The sequence below is a fragment of the Caballeronia sp. J97 genome, from assembly GCF_905220305.1.
In the GTDB taxonomy this organism is placed as follows: domain Bacteria; phylum Pseudomonadota; class Gammaproteobacteria; order Burkholderiales; family Burkholderiaceae; genus Caballeronia.
The window spans coordinates 860,558-881,120 of sequence record NZ_CAJMZL010000001.1; the positions used below are offsets into that span (position 1 = coordinate 860,558).

Sequence of the window (20,563 nt, forward strand, 5' to 3'; positions counted from 1 at the left end):
GACCAACGCATGGCGCAATCAGCGCCGATGCGTCGAACTCCGGCCGGTATCCGGGCTGGCGACGAATCGTCTCGCCTTCCCGCGCATCGTGCGCAGTGGCGTCGACACGTTTCTTGCAGTCGATTCGAGCGACGAACCCGGTGCGATGAAATTCGACACGCTCGCGCTGCAAAAACGCGCATGAGACGACTTGCAACTTGCGTTGCGGTCGCTTACCGTTGCGGGGGCAGCACAGGTTGGCTCGTCCCCGGTTCGTCCCGCAGGACTTCGTGGACTTCGCTCCCTGTTTCCCGTTTGACTGCATCCGCGAGATCCGCGGACGCGAGCACCAAAAGTGCGGCAAGTGTAGGAGCGCGTGTCGGGACCGTCAAGGAAGGACCACCGGGCGGCGCCGGCAGACGGCCGGCGCATGACGAATCGAACGAGAATCGGCCGAGCCTTTACGAGCGTTGCCAGGCGCTCGCGTTTTCTGCACACGAATGCATGACGACATGCGCTTGATTCGAAGAATTAAGCGTGAGATCGCATGCTGTTACGTCTCGAAACGAGACAATTATCGGAAGCTCCGTTGAACCGCGCTAAAATGCGAGGTCTTTAGAGGACGCAGCACATGCTCAACGAACTCGAATCACTGTCAGGAAATATCGGCCGGCTGATCCAGATCAGCGAGCGCCACAAGCAGGCGCATCAGGCGCTGCAGGACCAGCTCGAACAACTGCGCGCCGACTATGCGAACGTGCAGGCCGAACTGGCGCAAGTGCGCGAAGAGCGCGACACGCTGCAATCCGAACGCGACTCGCTCTCCGCGAAAATCGACGATGCGCAAGTGCGTCTCAACGCGATTCTCGAAAAGCTGCCGCGCGCGAAGTCCGGGCAACATGCCGAGTCCGACAATCAACTCGATCTCCTCGAAGCCGATTCCCAGGAAGCACATGAAGCGGAATTGCACGGCGAGCATCATCAAGGAGAGAAGGCATGACGACCACGCAGATCGAAGTATCCATTCTCGGGCAGCCGTATCGTCTCGCCTGTTCGCCGGAAACGGAAGGCGCATTGCGCGAAGCCGTCGCGCGCGTCGACGCCGAGATGAACAAGGTGCGCAATGCGAGCAGCGTGCGCGGCACCGATCGCATCGCGGTCATGGCGGCGCTTTCGCTGGCGTCGGAATTGCTTAAGCTGCAGGACAGCGTGCGCCACGGCGAGGCCTTCCCCGCCGAAGAAATCCGCCGCACGATGCACTCGATGAACGAGCAACTGGGCGCCGTCATCGCGCAATACGAAGCGCAGTGAGATGCCAGCGCGTCGAGTCAATCAGCGCGCGATGTCAATCGAAAAAAGAAACCACCGAAGTGACCGGAAGAGGCTGCAGAAGGCAAACGATTGGTGTAGAGTGACGTTTCCCTGCCTGGTACGCCAAGGTCATATATTCCTTGAACCAATGCTACATTGGCACGGTTGCGGAACCTTGCAGCACGGGCGCGCGCGTCGCTAGTCCGATGTACCCGAAGTGTTGCTTACCGCGACCAATCTTGAACCGAGGTTCAGGATGCCGGCCTAGCGGCTATGGCGGGGACCTCATTCAAGAAACGGCATCGGAAAAACCGATGCCGTTTTTGTTTGCATCGTTCATTCCCTCTTTCATTGAGCATCGTCGATTTCCGCATAGCGAACAATCATGCGCTACTGGCTGATGAAGTCCGAACCGGACGAAGCGAGCATCGATCATCTCGCGCACGCGCCGAAAAAAACCTTGCCGTGGACGGGCGTGCGCAACTATCAGGCGCGCAACTTCATGCGCGATCAGATGCAGGTCGGCGACGGCGTGCTCTTCTATCATTCGAGCTGCCCGGAGCCGGGCATCGCGGGCATCGCGAAGGTATGCTCGAGCGCTTATCCCGATCCCACGCAGTTCGATCCGAAGAGCGATTACTACGATCCGAAATCGACGCAGGAAACGCCGCGCTGGATGCTCGTCGACGTGAAGTTCGTGAAGAAGACGCCGCTCATCGCGCTCGCCGCATTGCGCGAACATGAAGAACTCGCGGACATGCAGGTGCTCGCGCGCGGCAACCGGCTGTCGATCACGCCGGTGACCGAAGCGCAATGGCGATTTATTACCGAGCACCTCGTCTAACACGGAACTTACGACTTCAGGACCGCGACTAAATCCCGTCGCACGTACGCGATGTCCTGGAGTCCTTCGATGATCAACAAGAAAACCGCCGCCGCGCTCGTGCTCCTCGCGATGTCCGGCGCTGCGCTCACGTTCTCTCAAGTCGCCGCTGCGCAAACGGTGATCACTCAGCCGCAGCCTTCGGGCGTGCTGTCACTTTCGGCGCAGGCCAGCGCGCAAGTGCCGCAGGATGTGGTCAACATCACGCTCTTCTACGAGCAGGAAGCGGCCGATCCCTCGTCGCTCACCAACACGCTCAATCAGCGCGCCGAGGCCGCATTGCGCGAGGCGAAAGGCGTCGACGGGGTGACCGCCAAGAGCGGCTCGTTCACCGTGTATCCGTCCACCGATCGCGACGGCAAGATCTCCGCGTGGCGCGGTCGCACGGAAGTCGTGCTCGAGTCGCATGACTTCGCGGCGGCGTCGAAGCTCGCGGGCAAGATGAGTTCGTCGATGCAAGTGGGCAGCGTCGCGTTCTCGCTGTCGCCCGAAGCGCAGCGCGCGGCCGAGCAGAAACTCGTCTCGCAAGCCATCGACTCGTTCCGCAAGCAGGCGCAAACTGCGGCGCAGGGGTTCGGCTACAGCAATTTCACGATTCGGGAAGTGAACGTCGGACATAGCGGCGTGCAGCCGCGCCCGGTCATGATGATGCAATCGCGCGCAATGAGCGCCGATGCGAAGATGGCCGCGCCCATCGCGATGGAAGCCGGCACGACGACGGTGACCGTCGACGTCTCGGGTTCCGTGCAGATGGGGCGATAAACGTTGCCTGTGCGGGGCGGCGTCGACCGCCCCGCCCTTCCTTCAAGCCTTCGCGGATTCCGGCGGCAGGCGCAGATTGCGCTTGTACGCCCACACCATCATCAGCACGCCGGCGATGATCATCGGCAGCGAAAGCCATTGACCCATCGAGAGGCCGAGCGCGAGCAAGCCGAGATAGTCGTCCGGCTCGCGCGCGAATTCCACCGTGAAACGCGCGAGTCCGTAACCGATCAGAAACAGCGCCGAAATCGCGCCGACCGGGCGCTGCTTGCGCGAGAACATCCAGATCACGGCGAAAAGCACGAGCCCTTCGAGCGCGATCTCGTACAACTGCGACGGATGGCGCGGCAGCATGTGATAGCGCTGGAAGATCTCCGTCAGATGGTACTGCGCGTCGAGTTGCGGATTCTTCGATAGCCAGATCGCGTCGTCGTTCGTCGAATTCTGGAAGAGCATCGCCCACGGCGCGTTCGGGTCCGTCACCCGGCCCCACAGCTCACCGTTGATGAAGTTGCCGAGACGTCCCGCCGCAAGGCCGAGCGGCACCATCGGCGCGACGAAATCGGTCACCTGCAGCCAGGTGCGCTTACGGTGATACGCGAACAGCACCATCGCGAGCGTCACGCCGAGAAAGCCGCCGTGAAACGACATGCCGCCTTCCCAGACCTTGAAGATATCGAGCGGATGCGCCGCGTAATAGCTCGCCTTGTAGAACAGCACGTAGCCGATGCGACCGCCGAGAATCGTGCCGAGCACGCCGTAGAACAGCATGTCGTCGATGTCCTTCGCGGTCCAGCCTTGCGCGGCCACGTACGGCAGGCGCAGCCGCAGCCGGCCGATGACGATGGCCGACACGAACGCCACCAGATACATGAGGCCGTACCAGCGCACGGCGAGCGGTCCGAGATGAATCGCGATGGGATCGAAATTGGGATGTATGAGCATTCTGATGTGGGAACTTGAGCGAACTACAAGGGCGAATCATACAGAACCGGCGCTTTCGGCCCGCGAACGGACGATCTCGATGAACCCGGCGAGCACCGGGCTCACTTCCGCTGCGCGCCACACGAGACCGGTTTCGACGAGCGTGCCCGACGCGTCCGGCGAGCGCAGAGGACGATACACGACGCCCGTGCGCCGCAAATGACGCAGCGACTTCGGCACGAGCGCGACGCCCAACCCGGCGGATACGAGGCTCACGATGGTCTGCATCTGGATCGCCTCCTGGCCGATGCGTGGCGTGAGGCCGGCGCCGCCGTAGCAGCCCATAATGATGTCATACAAACCGGGCGCGAGCCGCCTTGGAAAGACGACGAGCGGCGCGGCCGCGAGATCGTGCAGATCGACGGGCGTATCGGCCCATTCGTCGGCGCCCTGCCCCAGTTGCAGCGCGGCATCGGCGGACATCGCGATGACGAGCGGCTCGCGTGCCACGGCCACATACGATAGCGCGCTCGCGTAACGCGGCGGCAGCGGCGGAATCACGAGGCCCGCATCGATGCGCCCGGCGACGAGTTCCTCGATCTGGACGTCGCTGGTCGCTTCGGTCAGTTGCAGGCGCACGCCGGGATAGCGCGCGCCGAAATCGCGCAGGAGCGCCGGCAAAAGCCCGTAGTCGGCGGTGGAAACGAACGCGAGCGACAGCACGCCCGCCTCACCGCGCGCGAGCGACTGAGCGAGCGGACGCAGCGCCTCGGCGGACGCGAGCAGACGGCGTACTTCCGGCAACAGGTCCTTGCCGACGGGCGTCAGCTCCACGGTCCGCTTCGTGCGCACGAAAAGCGCGACGCCGAGTGCGTCCTCCAGCGCGCGAATCGCCTGCGAGAGCGGCGGCTGCGTCATCGCGAGGCGCGCGGCGGCGTGGCCGAAGTGCATCTCTTCGGCGACCGTCACGAAATAGCGCAGCAGACGCAGTTCGATGGGCGCATTTCTCGGGTCCATTGATATGTCTTACGACCTAATAAGCCCTGAATAATATATTGGACAGACACATAACGCGGTTGCATTCTTGCTGCACCAGACTAAAAACATCCCCTCAAGGAGCACACCATGGCTTTCAATCGCCGCTCGAAGAACATCACCCAGGGCGTCGCGCGCTCGCCCAACCGTTCGATGTATTACGCCCTCGGCTACAAGGAAGAGGACTTCGACAAGCCGATGATCGGTGTCGCGAACGGCCACTCGACCATCACGCCGTGCAACGCGGGCCTGCAACGTCTCGCCGACGCCGCGATCGAGTCGATTCGAAAGTCGGACGCCAATCCGCAGATCTTCGGCACGCCGACGATATCCGACGGCATGTCGATGGGCACCGAGGGCATGAAGTACTCGCTCGTCTCGCGCGAAGTGATCGCGGACTGCGTCGAGACCGCGGTGCAAGGTCAATGGATGGACGGCGTCGTCGTGATCGGCGGCTGCGACAAGAACATGCCCGGCGGCATGATCGGCATGGCGCGCATGAACGTGCCGTCGATCTACGTGTACGGCGGCACGATCCGCCCCGGCAACTGGAAGGGCAAGGATCTGACGATCGTGTCGTCGTTCGAGGCGGTCGGCGAGTTCACGGCGGGACGCATGTCCGAGGAGGATTTCAAGGGCGTCGAGAAGAACGCGTGCCCGTCCACCGGCTCGTGCGGCGGCATGTACACCGCGAACACGATGAGTTCGTCGTTCGAGGCGCTCGGCATGTCGCTGATGTACTCGTCGACGATGGCCAACCCCGATCAGGAAAAAGTCGATTCCGCCGCCGAGTCGGCGCGCGTGCTCGTCGAAGCCGTAAAGAAGGATCTGAAGCCGCGCGACATCATCACGAAGAAGTCGATCGAGAACGCGGTCGCGCTCATCATGGCGACGGGCGGCTCGACCAACGCCGTGCTGCACTATCTGGCGATCGCGCACGCGGCGGACGTGGAATGGAGCATCGACGACTTCGAGCGCATGCGCAAGAAAGTGCCGGTCATCTGCGACCTGAAGCCGTCGGGTCAATATGTCGCGACGGATCTGCACAAGGCCGGCGGCATCCCGCAAGTGCTGAAGATCCTGCTCGACGCGGGCCTCCTGCACGGCGACTGCATGACCATCACCGGCCGCACCATCGCCGAGGAACTGAAGGACGTGCCCGGCAAGCCGCGCGCGGATCAGAAGGTGATCTTCCCCATCGAGCAGGCGCTCTACAAGGAAGGGCATCTGGCGATCCTGCGCGGCAATCTCGCGGAGGACGGCGCGGTCGCGAAGATCTCGGGCCTGAAGAATCCGGTGATCACCGGCCCCGCGCGCGTGTTCGACGACGAGCAGAGCGCGATGGAAGCGATCCTGAGCGACAAGATCAAGGCCGGCGACATTCTCGTGCTGCGCTATCTCGGGCCGGTGGGCGGTCCGGGCATGCCGGAGATGCTCGCGCCGACCTCGGCGATCATCGGCAAGGGCCTGGGCGAGTCGGTCGGATTCATTACCGACGGCCGCTTCTCGGGCGGCACGTGGGGCATGGTGGTCGGCCACGTCGCGCCGGAAGCGTTCGCGGGCGGCACCATCGCGCTCGTGCAGGAAGGCGATTCGATCACCATCGACGCGCACAAGTTGCTGCTGCAACTGAACGTGGATGACGCCGAACTCGCGCGCCGCCGCGCCGCCTGGAAGCAACCTGCGCCGAAGTACACGCGCGGCGTGCTGGCGAAGTTCGCGGCGCTCGCGCAGCCCGCCAACAAGGGCGCGGTGACGGGCTGATTTGCTCTTAGCATCTCGAGCAATGCTCTGGCGAATTCGCTAACGCGGTTTTCTCGGGCAATAAAAGGCTGCTTCAACCCGCGTTGAAGCAGCCTTTTTGCAATCAACTCTCCGAGATCACTTGTTTCTCAACACTTTGAGATATAAAACATCCAAAAGATATATCGTCACAATTTTTAACAATCACCACGAAATAACAAGTGGACTTCAATTCCGATCAGATCTTTTAGCATGCTACGGACTTGTCCAAATCCAGAAAAGTACCTTATAAACGAATTTGTCGACTGCCTTCGCATAGGCGAACCGGTGCGCGCTAAACTTCATGCGAGTTCTGCAAAACGAGCAAGCCACGCGCAACGCGATACCGACGAAAGCCGAATCCCTGACGAAGCAATGCTCTTTTCTGCTTTATTGGGGCCCAAGATCACTAACAGTGTAAAGGTAAGAAAGTATAGATTTTATCGACGAAGTCAGGGCCTTGGCCGCGCGCGTAGCTGCCGCAAAAGATATGGTTCAGACAGAAGAAGCGACTAAGAACGCCATGGTCATGCCGTTTATTCATCTCCTCGGCTATAACGTTTTCGATCCTCTGGAAGTCACACCCGAGTTGATTGCTGACGTTGGCACGAAGAAAGGTGAAAAAGTCGACTACGCGATCCTCAAAGATGGCAACCCTATCATGCTGTTCGAGTGCAAGAAGTGTGGCGGCGATTTAAGTATCAACCACGCAAGCCAACTCTTTCGATACTTTCACGTAACAGAAGCACGATTTGGCGTATTGACCAATGGTCTTGTTTATAGGTTCTTTACTGACCTTGAGCAACCGAACAAGATGGACGAGAAGCCATTCTTCGAGTTTAATTTCGCCGATTTTCGCGATCAGGACGTTGAGGAACTAAAAAAATTCGCCAAGACGGTTTTTGATCTTGAAAACATACTGACCACGGCAAATCACCTGAAATATACGCGCGCCATCAAAAACACGTTGAGTGAATGGATGGCCGAGCCTCCCGAAGATTTCGTTCGTCTGGTGTCTGCAGAATTTCTGGCTGGCAAGCATTTTAAGAATGCGGTGAAAGACCAGTTCACGCAAATCGCGAAGCACGCGTTCCAGCAATTGGTTGCTGACAAGATCAACGAGCGTCTGAAAGGGGCGATGACTCCCGAACCCGCACTTTCTGCCTCCATGATTCATCCCGAATCGGATTCCGTATCGGACGAGACGACCGAGCCAACGGCTATCGAGGTCGAGGCGTATCAAATCATCCGCGCCATCTTACGTTCCGTTGTTTCTTCTGACAGAGTGGCTATACGCGGCGCAGCTAGTTATTGCGCTGTTCTGTTCGACGACAACAATCGCAAGCCCATTTGCAGACTACGTTTCAAGAACGAGAACCGACTTGTCATTGGCGTTTTTGACGAGAAGAAAGAGGAAGATCGGATCCCTCTGCAGAGTTTGGATGATATTTTTGATCTCGCCGATAAGCTGAAAGCTTGCATAGCCTGGTACACGCGCGACGAAGGAGTAGCCGCCTGATGACGAGACTGCTATCCCTTTTATGACTTGATGCGAAGAGGGGCGCGCATGTGCCCCTCTTCGCTCCGGGTCCGCCGCGATGCGACTCCCTGGTGATTGGCGCTGCTCGCCCGAAGCGCCGTGACTCATCTCCCGAACCGAATTCCGTCGCTGCGCTCGAACGGACTCACTCCCCGCGCTGGCGGCGCAGTTCGTTTTCGACCGCGTCGCGCACCCATTCGCTCATCCGGGCTTCGAGCGCCATGGCGACTTCGCGGGTGATCGCAGACACGAGCTGCGTCGAATGCTCGCGCAACACTTCGCGGCAGCGCTCTTCGATCAGCGCGCGCGCATCGCCCGTCAGGAAACTCGTGAAGCGGCCGCGCAGCCGCTCGGCGATCTGTTCCGCATCGTATTCGATCGCAATTTCGTCGGCCGATGGCGCGCGCGCGTACTCCGGCTTTCCGGGCACGACGACATCGGTGAGGACGGGAATGGACGGATCGAAGGATTCGGTCTTGTCGGTCATGTCAGGTGGCCTCCTTTGTTGCTGCGAGCGTAGCGCACGAAAGCGCGCGGCATCTGTACGCTCAACCGCCCTGATTGTGCGTCTCGATCGCGTAGCCGCGATCGCGATAGAAGCGATAACGCTCACGCCCCGCGGCGAGATCATCGGCATCGCTGCCGACGATCTCCACGAGCCGCTCGAAGCGCGCGAACTGCGCGGGCACCGGCGCGCCGAGATTCACGAGCACCTGATGATGCGGCGCCTCATCGAGATTCGACGTGAGCACGACGGGCGTGTCCTTCGCGAGCACGCTCTTCGCCATGCAATGCGGCACGAATTCGAGCGGCTGAAAAGTCCACAACTGCTCGTCGAACGCGGCGAGGCGCTGCGCTTCGGCGAGCACGACGAGCGGCTTGCCGCTCGCGTACACCTTGCGCGCGAGGCGGCAGGCATACGCCAGCGGATCGCCGACATTCGTATGAAAATCGATGCGCGTCATGCCTGCTTCATGCGCCCGCGCGATCGATCAGGAACTGCGAGAGCAGCGGCACCGGACGGCCCGTCGCGCCCTTCGCCGCGCCGCTCTTCCACGCGGTTCCGGCGATGTCGAGGTGGGCCCACGGATAAGCCGTCGCGAAGCGCGACAGGAAGCACGCAGCGGTCACGCTGCCCGCCGGACGTCCACCGATGTTCGCGACATCCGCGAAATTCGACTTGAGCTGATCCTGATATTCGTCGTCGAGCGGCAGGCGCCAGGCCGGATCGGTCGCTTCGCGCGATGCGTCGAGCAGTTCGCCGGCGAGCGCGTCGTCCTTCGAGAAGAGCCCGGTGTTGTGATGGCCGAGCGCGATGATGCACGCCCCCGTCAGCGTCGCGATGTCGACCACGGCGGCCGGCTTGAAGCGCTCCGCATAGGTCAGCGCATCGCACAGGATGAGGCGGCCTTCTGCGTCCGTGTTCAGCACTTCGATGGTCGTGCCGTTCATCGCCGTGATGATGTCGCCCGGCTTCACCGCGTTGCCCGCGGGCATGTTCTCGCAGGTCGGGATCACGCCGATCACGTTGAGCTTCAGGCCCATTTCGGCGACCGCGCGCATCGTGCCGAACACGGAGCCCGCGCCGCACATGTCGTATTTCATCTCGTCCATCGCCTCGCCCGGCTTGATCGAGATGCCGCCCGAGTCGAACGTGATGCCCTTGCCGACGAGCACGATTGGCGCGTTCTTGCCCTTGGCCTTGCCCGAGTCGGCGCCCGCGCCCTGATAATGCATGACGATGAACTGCGGCGGCTCGACCGAGCCCTTCGCCACCGACAGGAACGAGCCCATGCCCAGCGCTTCGATCTGTTTCTGGCCGAGCACCTCGACCTTCAGCTTGAAGTCGCGGCCGAGCTTCTTCGCGGTCTGGCCGAGATAGGTCGGCGTGCAGACGTTCGGCGGCAGATTGCCGAGATCGCGTGTGAGATCCATGCCGTTCGCAATCGCGACGCCGTGCTTCACCGCGACCCTGGCGGCCTTCTCGTCGGCGGAATCGACGCTGAACACGATCTTCTTGAGTGAGCGCGCGCCGTTGTCGGGCTTGCTCTTCATCTGCGTGAACTTGTAGGTCAGCTCGCGCAGCGCGAGCAGCGCGGCGCGCACGCCCCAGACGCCGTCGCGTTCCTGGATCGGCAGTTGGGCGAGCGTGAAGGTCGCCTGGCCGATCTTCGAGCCGAGCACCACGCGCCATGCGGCGCGCACGGCTTCGCCATACGCTTTCTGATTGAAGGCGTCCTGCTTGCCGAGACCGACGAGCAGCACGCGCGATGCGCCGATGCCGGTCACTTCGGGCACCATCAGCGTCGTGCCGGCCCGGCCGCTCATGTCACCGGCTTTCACGACGCGCGAGATCAGCCCTTTGGTGGCGACGTCCATGTCGCGCGCGGCGCCCGTGAGCGTCTGCGCTTCGAAGATGCCGAGGACGATGACATCCGACTTTCCGGTAAGGAAACCATTTGCCTCGCCTTTGCTCCAATCACAGGCTTTTATGCTAAAGTCCATCGCGCTTATCCTCGGATAAAATCTTGGCTGAAGGATGAAAGCCGCAATTATCCGCTATTTTTTCCGCGGCGGTCATAGGCGCGCGGCGTGGGGGTAAGCGAATGCCCTTCCCGCAAGTCACGAGATGCGTGCCAGATTTCCGCATCGCCGCCGGCTCCAAGCAAAAATTCAATGATCTTCGAACGCTCCCTGCAGCGCGAACTCGCGTACACGGCCGGCGCCGTGTTCATGGTGCTGCTTACGATCATGCTCACGACGATGATGATCCGCATCGTCGGCTTTGCGGCGCAAGGTCAGATCGACCCGAAGGACGTCGTCGTGCTGATCGGGCTGACCGTCATCGGCTATCTCGCGGTCATGCTGATCGTGACGCTGTTCGTCTCCATTCTCTTCGTGCTCACGCGCTGGTATCGCGATTCCGAAATGGTCGTGTGGCTCGCGTCGGGCGTGAGTCAGACGCAGCTCATCAAGCCGGTCGCGGTGTTCTCCACGCCGATCATCATCCTCATCATCTTCTTCGCGTTCGTCGGCTGGCCGTGGTCGAACCAGCAAAGCAAGCTCATCAAGCAGCGCTTTCAGCAGCGCGATGAAGTGTCGCTGCTGGCGCCGGGGCAATTCCGCGAATCGCCGTCGAGCCATCGGGTGTTTTTCATCGAGAAGATGTCGCAGGATCAGGGACATGTCGAGAACGTGTTCGTCACGAGCACCGAAGGCGGCAAGGTCAACGTGATCGTCTCGAAGAACGGCCACACCGAAACGCGCCCCGACGGCGACCGCTTCATCGTGCTCGACAACGGCCGCCGCTACGACGGCGAGCCCGGCCAGCCGAACTTCCGCATCATGGAGTTCGAGCGTTATGGTGTGAAGATAATGAGCCGCCAGGTCGTGAACACGCCGACGACAACCGGCATCTACACGCCCGAGCTGCTCGCCAATCCGACCAACGAGAATCTCGCGGAATTCGCCTGGCGCATGGGCTTGCCGCTCATCGCCATCAATCTGATGTTGCTCGCCATTCCGCTTTCCTATCAGAATCCGCGCCGCAGCCGCACGATCAATCTCGTGATGGCCGTGCTGATCTACCTCACGTACTCGAACTTGTTGAACGTCGTGCAATCGTGGATCGAGCAAGGCAAGCTGTCGTTCGGCGTGGGGCTCGTCGGGCTGCATGTCGTCGTCGGGGCGCTCGTCGCGTTCATCTTCTGGCTGCGGATTCGTAACCGGCCGCTCTTCAGGCTCTCGTCGCTGACGAGTTCGAAGGGGACCTGACATGATGCGCATCTACGAACGATACTTCGCGCGCCAGATCTATCTCGCGTTCATCTTTATCCTGTTCGCGTTCTCGGGCCTGTTCTTCTTCTTCGACCTGATCAACGAGCTGAACACGGTCGGGCACGGCAACTACAAGTTCACGCTCGCGGTGCTGCGCGTCGCGCTGCAGGCGCCTTCGCGCTTCTACGAGATCATCCCGGTTGCCGCGCTGATATCGGCGATCTACGTGTTCGCGCAAATGGCAGCGGCTTCGGAGTTCACGATTTTTCGCGTGTCGGGACTCTCGACCGGGGCCGCGCTACGCTCGCTCCTGAAGATCGGCATTCCGCTGGTGCTCATCACCTATCTCATCGGCGAGGTTGTCGGGCCGTACACGGACCAGTTGTCCGAGCGCGTTCGGCTGGAGGCGCTCGGCTCGTCGGTGTCGTCGAATTTTCAGTCGGGCGTATGGGTAAAGGACACGCTGACGGCGAAGGAAAACGGCGAACAGGTCACGCGCTTCGTCAATGTCGGCACGCTGAATCCCGACTCGACGATCGCCAACGTGCGCATCTACGAATTCGATTCGAAGTTCCGGCTGACCAACGTGCGCATCGCGAAGAGCGGCGTGTACGAGCCGCCCGGACACTGGAAGCTGACGGGCGTCACCGACACGCAGTTGAACGACGCGCCGCCGCAAGCCGTCAATCCCGGCGATACGCTGAACCCGGTCTATCGCGCGACGCAAACGACATTGCCGGAATACTCGTTGCGCTCCGAGCTGACACCGCAGATTCTCTCCGTGCTGCTGGTGTCGCCCGACCGCATGTCGATGTTCAATCTTTTCCGCTACATCCAGCACCTGACGGAGAATCATCAGGACGCGCAGCGTTATCAGATCGCGTTCTGGCGCAAGATTCTCTATCCGTTCGCGGTGTTCGTGATGCTGATTCTGTCGTTGCCGTTCGCGTATCTGCATACCCGCGCGGGCGTGGTCGGCGTGAAGGTGTTCGGTGGCATCATGATCGGCATGAGCTTCCAGTTGTTCAACACGCTGTTCTCGCATATCGGCAATCTGAACACGTGGCCCGCGCCGATCACGGCGGCCGCGCCCGCCCTCGCCTATCTCGCGATCGGCTTGGTGGGGCTCAAGTGGGTGGAGCGGCACTGACGTTTCTTCCGGGGGGCGCGCGATGAAGAAGCACGGCATCATCCTGTTCGGTCACGGAGCGCGCGATCCGCGCTGGAAAGAGCCGTTCGAGCGGCTGGCCGTGAAACTGCGCGGATTGCACGGCGAACCGGTCGCGCTGGCGTTCCTGGAATTGATGTCGCCGGATTTGCCCGCAGCCGTGGCTCAGCAAGCCGCCACCGGCTGCGATGCGATCACGGTCGTGCCGGTGTTCTTCGGGCAAGGCGGGCATGTACGGAGGGACTTGCCGGAGATCGTCGAGAAGTGCCGGGCGGCGCATCCGGATGTCGCCATTTCCTGCGCGACGGCGGTCGGGGAAGATGATGCGGTTCTGGATGCGGTCGCGGGGTATTGCTTACGACAGGTCACCCAGTAACTTTGTCGATGGCCGTTCGGCCGAATTGCGCCAGCCGGATCGAAAGCTATACTTGGATATACGTTTCCGTATATCCAAGGAGCTTCGCGTGAATCTGCTCATTTCCAAATGGGGCAATAGCCTCGCCGTACGCATTCCTGCCGACTATCTGAGGCACACGGGTCTTTCCGAAGGTGACCAGGTGCAGGTCAGCCTCACGGTGGACGGCGGCATCTGCCTTCGTCCCGCCAAATGGGACCGTCGAGCGTTCGCGGAAGAATTGGCCGAAACGCGAGACGCCATGCCGATGACTGATTCCGTCATCGACGAACTGCGACGCGGGGCGCGTTACTGATGATTTACGTCGACACCAGCGTGCTGGTCGCGCTGTGCGTCCGGGAGCGCATGTCCGCTGCCGTCTCTCGCTGGTACGCGGCCACCAGGGACGAGTTGATCTCCGGAGCGTGGTGCGTCACGGAGTTTGCCAGTGCGCTCGGCATCAAGCGGCGCACCGGACAATTGACCGACGAGCAATCCGCTTTTGCGTGGCGCAGCTTCGAGCGAATGTGCACGAGCGACCTGCAACTCACGCCGATCGAACCGCCCGTCTTCCATCACGCGGCAATCCTCACGCTCGATGCATCGACGGGACTGCGCGCAGGAGACGCGCTTCATCTCGCTACCGCGCTGGACTGCAAAGCGAAGACGCTCGCAACGCTCGATTCGGTTCTGGCGAGCAATTCAAAGAAGAAGAAAATCAGGCTCGTGGACTTTTGAAACTCGAGAGCGAAAACAAAAAGCGCACCGTCTCCGGTGCGCTTCCGATTCTCTGCCAGTCGTCCGCCAGTTGAATCACTCAAGCCGCCGCCTGCATCCCCTTCAAATGCACCTTCGGCTTCGCGCCTGCCCGCTCGCGAAACGCCTCACCGATCATCAACAAGCTCGGCTGCGACGGGTCCAGCCAGTCCTGCGCCTCGCCCAGCGCCATACGCGCGAGCGTCAGCGTCAGCGTGCGCTCACGCGGCGTGCTGCACGCCTCGACGATCGCCACCGGCGTCGCGCCCGGACGTCCCGCATCGATCAGTTGCTGAGCGATGTCCGGCGCGCTGTCGCGGCCCATGTAGAACACGAGCGAATCGGCCTTTGCCTGCTCGCGGATCTCGTCGCTGTCCGCCGCGCGCGAATGGGTCGCCAGCGCGACGCTGCGCGCCACGCCGCGCAAGGTCAATGAACGCTTGAGCGTCGCCGCACTCGCCAGCGCCGCGGTGATGCCCGGCACCACTTCGAACTCGATGCCCGCGGTTTCGAGCGCGCGCATTTCCTCGTCGGCGCGGCCGAAGAGCATCGGATCGCCGCCCTTCAGCCTCACGACGACGCCATGCTCCAGCGCCGCATCGACGATCTGCTTGTTGATGAAGTGCTGCGCCGTCGAACGCTGTCCGCAGCGTTTGCCGACGGCAATCTTCTTCGCCTGGGGCGCATAGTCGAGCATCGCCGGCTCGACGAGCGCGTCGTGCAGCACGACATCCGCCTGCTCGAGCAGACGCATGCCGCGCACGGTGATGAGATCCGCCGCGCCCGGCCCCGCTCCGATCAGATAGACCCTTCCCATAGCTTTCATCGATCAACCCGGATGGTCAGATGGTTCACGCAGAAATTGCACGAATCATACCGGCCGCGACCGTGTGATGCGTCGCTTCGTCGATCAGCACGAACGCGCCGGTGCCCTGATGCGTATCGTACTCGTCCGCGACGATCGGTTTCTGTAACGTGAGCGCCACGCGGCCGATATCGTTCATCGCGAGCGTGCTGCGGTCCACCGAATGCGACAGCGTGTGCACGTCCAGCACCTGCTTAACCGCGCCGATGCGCGCGAACACCGTGCTCGTCGTCTGCTTCAGCAGATACTTGCGCTGCGGCGAGAGCGGCTCCTCGTCGAACCAGCACAGATCGGCTTCGAGCTTCTTCGCCGGCTCGACGGGCGCGGCGGCCGGCACGAAGGTGTCGCCGCGCGATACGTCGACGTCTTCGGTCAGGCGAATCGTCACCGTCTGGCCCGCGAACGCGCGATCCACCGGCGCGACGCCGCCCGGCACCGGCGCGATGATCTCGGCGACGGTCGCTTCACGGTTGGCCGGTTGCACGAGGATCGCATCGCCGACGCGCACTTCACCCGCTTCCACGCGCCCCATGTAGCCGCGGAAATCGTCGGCCTGCGAGCCGTCCTGACGCGCGACCCATTGCACCGGGAAACGCAGCGCCTGGTCATTCGGCTGCGCGACGGGCAGCGATTCGAGCAGATCGAGCAGCGGCTCGCCCGCGTACCACGGCATGCGCTCGCTGGCCGTCACGATGTTGTCGCCCTTGAGCGCCGACACCGGCACGAAGCGCACATTCGACAGACCGAGCTGACGCGCGAGCACGACGTACGCATCGCGAATCTCGTTGAAGCGCGCTTCGCTGTAATCGGCGAGGTCCATCTTGTTGATCGCGACGATCACGTGCTGCAGGCCAAGCAGCTTGACGATCGCGCTGTGGCGCTTCGTCTGCGGCAGCAGTTGCGCGACGCCGTCTTCGAACGTGACGCGCGTTGCATCGACGAGAATGATCGCGGCGTGCGCCGTCGATGCGCCCGTCACCATGTTGCGCGTGTACTGCTCGTGGCCCGGCGTATCGGCGATGATGAACTTGCGCTTGGCGGTCGCGAAGTAGCGGTACGCGACATCGATAGTGATGCCCTGTTCGCGCTCGGCTTCGAGGCCGTCCGTGAGCAGCGACAGATCGATTTCGTCGCCGACGGTGCGCTTGTTCTTCGCGCGCGAGATGGCCGACAACTGATCCGACAGCACGGCCTTGCTGTCGTACAGCAGACGGCCGATCAGCGTGCTCTTGCCGTCGTCGACAGAACCCGCGGTGATGAAGCGCAACACGCCCAGGTCTTCAGCTTGATAGATGCTCATGTTCGTTGATTCCGTAGGGCGTTTGCTTAGAAATAACCTTGCTTCTTGCGCTGTTCCATCGCGGCTTCGGAGGCCTGATCGTCCATGCGCGTCGCGCCGCGCTCCGTGATTTCCGTCACGGCCGTCTCGGCGATGATCTTCTCCACGTCGTCGGCATCGCTCGCGACCGGGCATGTGCAGCTGATATCGCCGACCGTGCGGAAACGCACTTGCGCGATCTCGGCGGTCTCGCCCTCGCGCACCGGAGTCAACGGCGTCACCGGCACGAGCAAGCCATTGCGACGCACGATTTCACGGTCATGCGCGTAGTAGATCGACGGCAGTTCGAGCTTTTCGCGCGCGATGTACTGCCACACGTCGAGTTCGGTCCAGTTCGAGATCGGGAACACGCGCAGATGCTCGCCGTTGTGCAGACGCGCGTTGTAGATGCTCCACAGTTCCGGACGCTGCGCCTTCGGATCCCACTGGCCGAATTCATCGCGGAACGAGAAGATGCGCTCCTTCGCGCGCGCCTTCTCTTCGTCGCGGCGCGCACCGCCGATCATCGCCGTGTAGCCGTATTCCTCGATGGTTTCGAGCAGCGTCACCGCTTGCGCGGCGTTGCGCGAATCCGTTTCGCGACGCAGACGCACGGTGCCCTTCCTGATCGAATCCTCGACGTGACCGACCACGAGTTCCGCGCCGATTTCTGCGGCACGGCGATCGCGAAAGTCGATCACTTCCTGGAAGTTGTGACCCGTGTCGATGTGAACCAGCGGGAACGGCAGCGTCGTCTTGCGGTTGCCGCCGAGGCCGAACGCCTTCAACGCGAGCGCCAGCACGACGACCGAATCCTTGCCGCCCGAGAACAGGAGCGCGGGCTTGCTGCATTCCGCGACCAGTTCGCGAATGATGTGGATCGACTCCGCTTCGAGCCAATCCAGGTGATCCATGCGAGTCGCCTTGTTGACGACCGGTGCGGTGACGGTAGAGTCGAGCGTCGTGCTCATGTTCGTCGATCCTTTTCTTTGCGGCGCTTCGTCGAGCGCCGCGTTCAGTGACAGGGTGTAGTGCCTCAGATCGCCGAGCTGGGTGCTTCGTCGACGATCTTGATGTTCGTGATGTGCAAACCGCATTCCTTCGTATCGCGCGATTCCCACCACCAGCGTCCGGCGCGGCTGTCCTCGCCGGGGCGCACCGCGCGCGTACACGGCTCGCAGCCGATGCTCGGATAGCCGCGTGCATGCAGCGGATTCACGGGCACATCGAAGGCTTTCAGATAATCCCACACATCGGTTTCGGTCCAGTCCGCGAGCGGATTGAACTTGGCGATGTTGCGCGGCGCGTCGTGCTCTTCCTCGTGCAGCTCGGCGCGCGTCACCGACTGCTCGCGACGCTGTCCCGTCACCCACGCGGACACTTCCGACAGCGCGCGATCGAGCGGCTCGACCTTGCGGATATGGCAGCAGCTCTTGCGCAAATCAATGCTTTCGTAGAACGCGTTCAGGCCGTGATCGCGCACATAGGCATCCACGGCATCCTGCCGCGGATGAAATTGCTCGATGTCGTAGCCGTACCGTTGCTTCACGGTATCGAGCATGCCGAGCGTCTCCGCATGCAAACGGCCCGTGTTCAGCGAGAAGATGCCGATCTTCACGCCGCGCGAAAGAATGGCGTGCGTGAGCACCATGTCTTCCGCGGCGAGGCTGCTGGCTAGCTTGACGCTCTGATGACGCGCCGCGATCGAATCGAGCAGCGCATCCAGGCGTTCAACCTTGGCTTGCAATTCAGGTGTCATACATCAGGCTCCAAGCGCTGCGATAAGCGCCGAGCGTCGACGGAACAGCGGTTCGGGATTGTCGGTCGCGCCCTGATACAGCTCGGTGAATTCGCTGAACGCATTCAGTGCGTCGTTGATGTCCTTGTCCGCGCGCACAGCGAACGCATCGAAGCCGCAGCGTGCGTGGAACGCGACCTGATCGCGCAACACGTCGCCGATCGCGCGCAGCTCGCCCGTCCACTGATGACGCTCGCGCAGCAGGCGGCCGATGGAGAAGCCGCGGCCATCGCGAAACACGGGGAAATCGACCGCGATCACGGAAAGCTGGCCGAAGTCCGGCACGAGCTCGGCAGGCTCGTCGTCCGGCGCGAGCCACACGCCGATGTCGTCTTTGGCGCGCGACGCGACGATCGCCGACTTGTGCTCCTTCCACAGCGCGAACGGAACGATGATCTTGCCGGCGGGCAGCGCATCGACAGCAGGCAACACACCGTCTTCGGCGGCGCGCACAACGGTGAAACTGTCTTCGACGACTGCGCGGTTCTTGATAATCAACGTCATTTGCAGATCCTTAAGCGTGAGCCTGGCGCGATGCGTACACGCGCTCCTTGAACGGCGCCATGCCGATGCGGCCGAACGTCTCGATGAAGCGCTCGCCTTCGACGCGGTTGTCGACGAAGGTGTCGATCACTTGCGCGATTACGTCGGGCATCTCTTCCGCCGAGAACGACGGGCCGATCACCTTGCCGAGATGCGCGCCGGTTTCGCCCGAGCTCTGCTCGCCGCCGAGCGTCACCTGGTACCACTCCGAGCCGTCCTTGTCGACGCCCAGAATGCCGATGTTGCCGACGTGGTGATGACCGCACGCGTTGATGCAACCCGAAATGTTCAGCGACATGTCGCCCAGGTCGTGCACGTAGTCCAGATCGTTGAAGCGGTCCTGAATGGCGAGCGCGATCGGAATCGACTTCGCGTTCGCGAGCGAGCAGAAATCGCCGCCCGGGCACGCGATGATGTCCGTCAACAGGCCGATGTTCGCCGTCGCGAAACCGAGCGCCTTCGCGCGCTCCCACACGGTGTGCAGGTCGCGCTTCTTCACGTTCGCGAGAATCAGGTTCTGCTCGTGCGACACGCGGATTTCGCCGAACGAGAACTCGTCGGCCAGCGCGGCGACGTCGTCCATCTGCTGGTCGGTGGCGTCGCCCGGCGCGATATGGCGCTGCTTGAGCGACAGCGTCACCGAAGCGTAGCCCGGCACCTTGTGCGGGCGCACGTTGCGCTCGACCCAGCGCGCGAACGGCTTGCTTTCGATCAGCTGCTTTTCATACGACGCGTCCGTGTCCGCGAGCTTTTCGTAGACCGGCGGCGCGAAGAACTTCGACACGCGGTCGACTTCTTCCTGCGTCAGCGTCGACGGGCCGTCCTTCAGATGCTGCCACTCTTCCTCGACCTGCTTCGAGAACTTCTCCGGCGACAGCGCTTTCACCAGAATCTTGATGCGCGCCTTGTACATGTTGTCGCGGCGGCCGTAGCGGTTGTACACACGCAGCACGGCTTCGCAATAGGTGATCAGGTGCTGCCACGGCAGATCGCGCTTGATGATCGCGCCGACGATCGGCGTGCGGCCGAGACCGCCGCCCGCGAGAATGTCCATCACGACTTCGCCCTGCGCGTTCTTCCTGAGATACACGCCGAGGTCGTGGATCTGCACGGCCGCGCGATCTTCCGCCGAGCCGTTCACCGCGATCTTGAACTTGCGCGGCAGCCACGCGAATTCCGGATGGAACGTCGACCATTGACGCAGGATTTCCGACCACGGACGCGGATCGACCTGCTCGTCGGGCGCGACGCCGGCAAATTGATCGGCGGTGATATTGCGGATGCAGTTGCCCGAGGTCTGGATCGCGTGCATCTGCACGGACGCCAGTTTGCGCAGGATTTCCGGCGTCTCTTCGAGCTCGACCCAGTTGAACTGAATGTTGGTGCGCGTCGAGAAGTGGCCGTAGCCGCGGTCGTGCTCGCGCGCGATGGTCGCGAGCATGCGGAGCTGGTCGCTGCGCAGGTTGCCGTACGGAATCGCGATGCGGTGCATGTACGCGTGGCGCTGCATGTACAGGCCGTTCTGCAGACGCAGCGGACGGAACTCTTCCTCGCTCAATTCGCCCGACAAACGGCGACGGACCTGGTCGGCATACTGCGAGACACGTTCGTCGACGATGCGTTGGTCGATCTGATCGTATTGGTACATTCGGGGGCCCCAAGTTCTTGTAAAAAGCGCAGCGTCCTAGGTTACGTTGCGCGTCTCATCCATCGAATATCCATTGAGTC

General features: G+C 62.0%; 22 protein-coding genes, 1 other RNA gene and 1 riboswitch. Of the genes, 12 read left to right on the top strand and 11 right to left on the bottom strand.

Going from position 1 to position 20,563, the window contains the following annotated elements; genetic code table 11:
* Window positions 1-23: 23 nt before the first annotated feature.
* A riboswitch (cobalamin riboswitch) is annotated at window positions 24-348 on the bottom strand.
* A gap of 262 nt (window positions 349-610) precedes the next feature.
* From U4Y90_RS03930 to U4Y90_RS03950, 5 genes are all read left to right on the top strand, one after another.
* Window positions 611-979, top strand: a complete 369-nt coding sequence (locus tag U4Y90_RS03930) for an ATPase (RefSeq protein WP_321792342.1) — start codon at window positions 611-613, stop codon at window positions 977-979.
* Complete coding sequence (locus tag U4Y90_RS03935; protein ID WP_061118796.1) at window positions 976-1,290, top strand: cell division protein ZapA; 315 nt, start codon at window positions 976-978, stop codon at window positions 1,288-1,290. Before U4Y90_RS03930 ends, U4Y90_RS03935 begins: the two co-directional genes overlap by 4 nt.
* Before the next feature lie 105 nt (window positions 1,291-1,395).
* Window positions 1,396-1,577: non-coding RNA, 6S RNA (gene ssrS, locus U4Y90_RS03940), on the top strand.
* A gap of 98 nt (window positions 1,578-1,675) precedes the next feature.
* Window positions 1,676-2,134 carry an EVE domain-containing protein gene (locus U4Y90_RS03945; RefSeq protein WP_321792348.1) on the top strand — a complete coding sequence of 153 codons (459 nt, stop codon included), beginning with the start codon at window positions 1,676-1,678 and terminating at the stop codon, window positions 2,132-2,134.
* Between the two features lie 111 nt (window positions 2,135-2,245).
* A complete protein-coding gene (locus tag U4Y90_RS03950) occupies window positions 2,246-2,935 on the top strand; it encodes an SIMPL domain-containing protein (protein ID WP_415749290.1) in 690 nt (229 codons plus the stop codon).
* A 42-nt stretch (window positions 2,936-2,977) separates the two neighbouring features.
* Here U4Y90_RS03950 and lgt read toward each other — a convergent pair whose 3' ends face one another.
* On the bottom strand, window positions 2,978-3,880 hold the full coding sequence (gene lgt, locus U4Y90_RS03955) for a prolipoprotein diacylglyceryl transferase (protein ID WP_321792352.1): 903 nt from the start codon (window positions 3,878-3,880) through the stop codon (window positions 2,978-2,980).
* Window positions 3,881-3,916: 36 nt separating this feature from the next.
* Entirely contained in the window at window positions 3,917-4,876 is a 960-nt protein-coding gene (locus U4Y90_RS03960; RefSeq protein ID WP_321792354.1) for a LysR family transcriptional regulator, read from the bottom strand.
* A 108-nt stretch (window positions 4,877-4,984) separates the two neighbouring features.
* Between U4Y90_RS03960 and ilvD the strand changes: the two genes are divergently transcribed.
* Window positions 4,985-6,658 (top strand): dihydroxy-acid dehydratase, encoded by a 1,674-nt coding sequence (ilvD, locus tag U4Y90_RS03965; RefSeq protein WP_321792356.1) that lies wholly within the window; start codon window positions 4,985-4,987, stop codon window positions 6,656-6,658.
* Window positions 6,659-7,136: 478 nt separating this feature from the next.
* Entirely contained in the window at window positions 7,137-8,195 is a 1,059-nt protein-coding gene (locus U4Y90_RS03970) for a type I restriction endonuclease (RefSeq protein ID WP_321792358.1), read from the top strand.
* Between the two features lie 166 nt (window positions 8,196-8,361).
* On the opposite strand, the gene U4Y90_RS03975 is transcribed toward U4Y90_RS03970, so the two are convergent.
* The 3 genes from U4Y90_RS03975 to U4Y90_RS03985 all read right to left on the bottom strand — a co-directional run bounded on the left by U4Y90_RS03975 (window position 8,362) and on the right by U4Y90_RS03985 (window position 10,721).
* The gene (locus U4Y90_RS03975; protein ID WP_321792360.1) at window positions 8,362-8,703 is read right to left on the bottom strand and encodes a DUF2486 family protein; all 342 of its coding nucleotides are present in this window, start codon (window positions 8,701-8,703) and stop codon (window positions 8,362-8,364) included.
* 61 nt (window positions 8,704-8,764) lie between these two features.
* Window positions 8,765-9,181: a DNA polymerase III subunit chi gene (locus tag U4Y90_RS03980; protein WP_321792362.1), complete on the bottom strand. Its 417-nt coding sequence runs from the start codon at window positions 9,179-9,181 to the stop codon at window positions 8,765-8,767.
* Between the two features lie 7 nt (window positions 9,182-9,188).
* Window positions 9,189-10,721, bottom strand: coding sequence for a leucyl aminopeptidase (locus tag U4Y90_RS03985; protein ID WP_321792363.1), 1,533 nt, complete (start codon window positions 10,719-10,721; stop codon window positions 9,189-9,191).
* 171 nt (window positions 10,722-10,892) lie between these two features.
* Between U4Y90_RS03985 and lptF the strand changes: the two genes are divergently transcribed.
* The 5 genes from lptF (at window position 10,893) to U4Y90_RS04010 (ending at window position 14,293) form a co-directional block, all read left to right on the top strand.
* Window positions 10,893-11,990, top strand: coding sequence for an LPS export ABC transporter permease LptF (gene lptF / locus U4Y90_RS03990; protein ID WP_321792365.1), 1,098 nt, complete (start codon window positions 10,893-10,895; stop codon window positions 11,988-11,990).
* Window positions 11,991-11,994: 4 nt separating this feature from the next.
* A complete protein-coding gene (lptG, locus tag U4Y90_RS03995; RefSeq protein WP_321792601.1) occupies window positions 11,995-13,143 on the top strand; it encodes an LPS export ABC transporter permease LptG in 1,149 nt (382 codons plus the stop codon).
* A 22-nt stretch (window positions 13,144-13,165) separates the two neighbouring features.
* Window positions 13,166-13,537 (top strand): CbiX/SirB N-terminal domain-containing protein, encoded by a 372-nt coding sequence (locus U4Y90_RS04000; protein ID WP_321792367.1) that lies wholly within the window; start codon window positions 13,166-13,168, stop codon window positions 13,535-13,537.
* An 88-nt stretch (window positions 13,538-13,625) separates the two neighbouring features.
* On the top strand, window positions 13,626-13,871 hold the full coding sequence (locus tag U4Y90_RS04005; RefSeq protein WP_321792368.1) for an AbrB/MazE/SpoVT family DNA-binding domain-containing protein: 246 nt from the start codon (window positions 13,626-13,628) through the stop codon (window positions 13,869-13,871).
* Window positions 13,871-14,293, top strand: a complete 423-nt coding sequence (locus U4Y90_RS04010; protein ID WP_321792370.1) for a type II toxin-antitoxin system VapC family toxin — start codon at window positions 13,871-13,873, stop codon at window positions 14,291-14,293. Before U4Y90_RS04005 ends, U4Y90_RS04010 begins: the two co-directional genes overlap by 1 nt.
* A 79-nt stretch (window positions 14,294-14,372) precedes the next feature.
* Here the strand turns inward: U4Y90_RS04010 and cobA are convergent, their stop codons facing one another.
* The 6 genes from cobA to U4Y90_RS04040 all read right to left on the bottom strand — a co-directional run bounded on the left by cobA (window position 14,373) and on the right by U4Y90_RS04040 (window position 20,483).
* Window positions 14,373-15,128 carry a uroporphyrinogen-III C-methyltransferase gene (gene cobA, locus U4Y90_RS04015; protein ID WP_321792603.1) on the bottom strand — a complete coding sequence of 252 codons (756 nt, stop codon included), beginning with the start codon at window positions 15,126-15,128 and terminating at the stop codon, window positions 14,373-14,375.
* A gap of 34 nt (window positions 15,129-15,162) precedes the next feature.
* Complete coding sequence (locus U4Y90_RS04020; RefSeq protein WP_321792372.1) at window positions 15,163-16,476, bottom strand: sulfate adenylyltransferase subunit 1; 1,314 nt, start codon at window positions 16,474-16,476, stop codon at window positions 15,163-15,165.
* 26 nt (window positions 16,477-16,502) lie between these two features.
* The gene (gene cysD, locus U4Y90_RS04025) at window positions 16,503-17,465 is read right to left on the bottom strand and encodes a sulfate adenylyltransferase subunit CysD (RefSeq protein WP_321792374.1); all 963 of its coding nucleotides are present in this window, start codon (window positions 17,463-17,465) and stop codon (window positions 16,503-16,505) included.
* 65 nt (window positions 17,466-17,530) lie between these two features.
* A complete protein-coding gene (locus U4Y90_RS04030) occupies window positions 17,531-18,253 on the bottom strand; it encodes a phosphoadenylyl-sulfate reductase (protein ID WP_321792376.1) in 723 nt (240 codons plus the stop codon).
* A 3-nt stretch (window positions 18,254-18,256) separates the two neighbouring features.
* Entirely contained in the window at window positions 18,257-18,796 is a 540-nt protein-coding gene (locus tag U4Y90_RS04035; protein ID WP_321792378.1) for a DUF934 domain-containing protein, read from the bottom strand.
* Window positions 18,797-18,806: 10 nt separating this feature from the next.
* Window positions 18,807-20,483, bottom strand: a complete 1,677-nt coding sequence (locus tag U4Y90_RS04040; RefSeq protein ID WP_321792380.1) for a nitrite/sulfite reductase — start codon at window positions 20,481-20,483, stop codon at window positions 18,807-18,809.
* Between the last annotated feature and the right edge of the window lie 80 nt (window positions 20,484-20,563).